Origin of the sequence: Algoriphagus sp. 4150 (assembly GCF_031457395.1) — a bacterium.
Taxonomy (GTDB): domain Bacteria; phylum Bacteroidota; class Bacteroidia; order Cytophagales; family Cyclobacteriaceae; genus Algoriphagus.
The window spans coordinates 1-2,075 of record NZ_JAVDWS010000065.1; the positions used below are offsets into that span (position 1 = coordinate 1).

Annotated in this window: 3 protein-coding genes; all 3 read left to right on the forward strand. The window is 43.4% G+C overall.

Annotated elements, in window-relative coordinates; translation table 11 throughout:
• Positions 1-40: 40 nt before the first annotated feature.
• The 3 genes from J2X69_RS24685 (at position 41) to J2X69_RS24695 (ending at position 1,860) form a co-directional block, all read left to right on the forward strand.
• Complete coding sequence (locus J2X69_RS24685; protein WP_409014490.1) at positions 41-298, forward strand: hypothetical protein; 258 nt, start codon at positions 41-43, stop codon at positions 296-298.
• 45 nt (positions 299-343) lie between these two features.
• Positions 344-508, forward strand: a complete 165-nt coding sequence (locus tag J2X69_RS24690; RefSeq protein WP_310109526.1) for a hypothetical protein — start codon at positions 344-346, stop codon at positions 506-508.
• A gap of 461 nt (positions 509-969) precedes the next feature.
• Positions 970-1,860 carry a fructose bisphosphate aldolase gene (locus tag J2X69_RS24695; protein ID WP_310109529.1) on the forward strand — a complete coding sequence of 297 codons (891 nt, stop codon included), beginning with the start codon at positions 970-972 and terminating at the stop codon, positions 1,858-1,860.
• The last annotated feature ends 215 nt before the right edge of the window (positions 1,861-2,075 follow it).

A 2,075-nucleotide genomic window follows, 5' to 3' on the forward strand; every position in this document is an offset into this window, starting at 1 on the left:
GTGTGTCGCGCTCCCGTCATGGATATTTCATCTGTTTATAATTTGTTTAAGAGGTCAGATAGCCTGTCCCGAACTTGATTCGGGAGAATCTCGCACGGCGAATAATCATCCCTCTGTGTGTTCCCGTAGGTACGGGATCATGCTCGATTTCATCTTGATTTTTCCCGGAAATATCGCCCAATACGTCAATGCAACCGATGCTTTTGGATTGGACACAGATCTTAAGCGCCTAATCCGCTTGCTTTTCCAGCCTGTGCTGATCCTTTTCTACAGGAGCTTTGAAAGTACTTCGTTATGAAAAGCTATAGGAACCCTTTTCCCTTTTAACAGCTCTGCCTAGGGCTTGCTGAAAAAGTCTCAGGCATGCCAGATTCAAGGCGGCCGAGTGAAGATGTATGCTTATACCTCGAATGAGGCCAACATAGAAGATGGTATGCCTGAGGCTAGCTTGAAAATCCCGATTTTGGGATTTTCTGATGCATGGATAAAGACCTATTATGGTCAATAAGCTTGCATTTGCTGAAAAACCGTTCGCATCAAAAATGGATTAATCATTCAATAGGATAGCTTTTGATCTATTATTGGCGTTTTTCGGCATGCCCTACATAGGATATGATCCAGACTGGATTATTTAGCGAAAACCTGACAAAGCATCCTCCTATCCCTTCATCAAGCTTCAGGAAGTGAAATCTTCTATGTGCGTGCGCACACTTTCCCTTTAGACAGGCTTTTCCGACACTTGAACAAAACAGGAGGAGTCAACAGGATACCTTTCGTTTTTAGAAGAACGATCTTCACCGTTAAGTTTTAGGCTTCAGTATATCAGCATCCCATACTTCGGGAAAATTTAAGAATAGTCGAAGAGTCGATTACTAATACAAGACTCCTGATCAAGTAACCCGATGCTTATTTCCATTCCATTCCGAAGATTCTTAACTTAAAAGTCTAACAACCAACTATGATAGCACCATGGAGAAATTTGAAAAACAAATCAAGCGAATAGCCGAAGGTAAGGGATTCATCGCAGCCTTGGATCAAAGTGGGGGTAGCACTCCCCAGGCACTTTTAGGCTATGGTATTCAGGAGGAAGATTATTCGGGAGAAGGAGTAATGTACAGGCTGATGCATGAAATGAGGGTGCGGGTCATGACAGACCCTGCTTTTAGCGGAGAGAAGATATTGGGAGTCATACTATTTGAAAAAACAATGAATGGTTTTGTGCGGGATATTCCTGTACCTGATTTTCTTTGGCAGAAGGACATCGTTCCTTTTCTGAAAATCGATAAAGGATTGCAAAAAATAGAAAAAGGTGTCAAGCTAATGAAGGAGATTCCAAATCTCTCTGAAAGGCTAAAAGAGGCTAAAGGCAAAGGGATTTTTGGCACAAAAATGCGTTCGGTAATCTATGCGAACGACGAAGCAGGCATTATCGAGATCGTAAAACAGCAGTTTGAAGTAGGGAAGATTATCCTGAAACATGGACTCATTCCGATTCTGGAGCCGGAAGTGGACATTCAGTCTGACGAGAAGAGAATCATCGAATCCTTGCTGAGGGAGGCAATTTTGGCTGAGCTGGATAAGCTGCCCAGCGATCAAAAGATTCTCCTCAAACTCACTATTCCCGAAGAGGCAAACTTCTACACTGAACTTATTCAGCATAAAAATGTAATGAGAGTATTTGCCTTATCCGGGGGCTATGATCTGGATCGGGCAGCTAGAACACTTGCCGAGAACCGGGGCATGATAGCCAGTTTTTCACGGGCACTGCTGGAAGAGCTCAAGGTGGACCAAACTTCAGCCCAATTTTCCAAGGTGCTTTCCACTGCTATTGATGAAATCTATCAAGCCTCCCTTACCTAAATCTAAAATCACACCTGTCAATTAAGTCAATTTTGCTTCCAATGAAATCGAGCATGTCGAAGACGACACACAGAGAGATGATTATTCACCGTGCGAGATTCTCCCGTCCGCCGCGGCGGACGGGACAGGCTATCTGACCATTAAAAATCAAAATATAAACAGATGAAATATCCATGACGGGAGCGCGACACACAGGGGCATGATTATAAATCCCG

What these genes read in the sequence shown, in the direction of transcription:
- J2X69_RS24695 (WP_310109529.1), top strand. Translation starts at nt 970, where the DNA reads ATGGAGAAATTTGAAAAACAAATCAAGCGAATAGCCGAAGGTAAGGGA.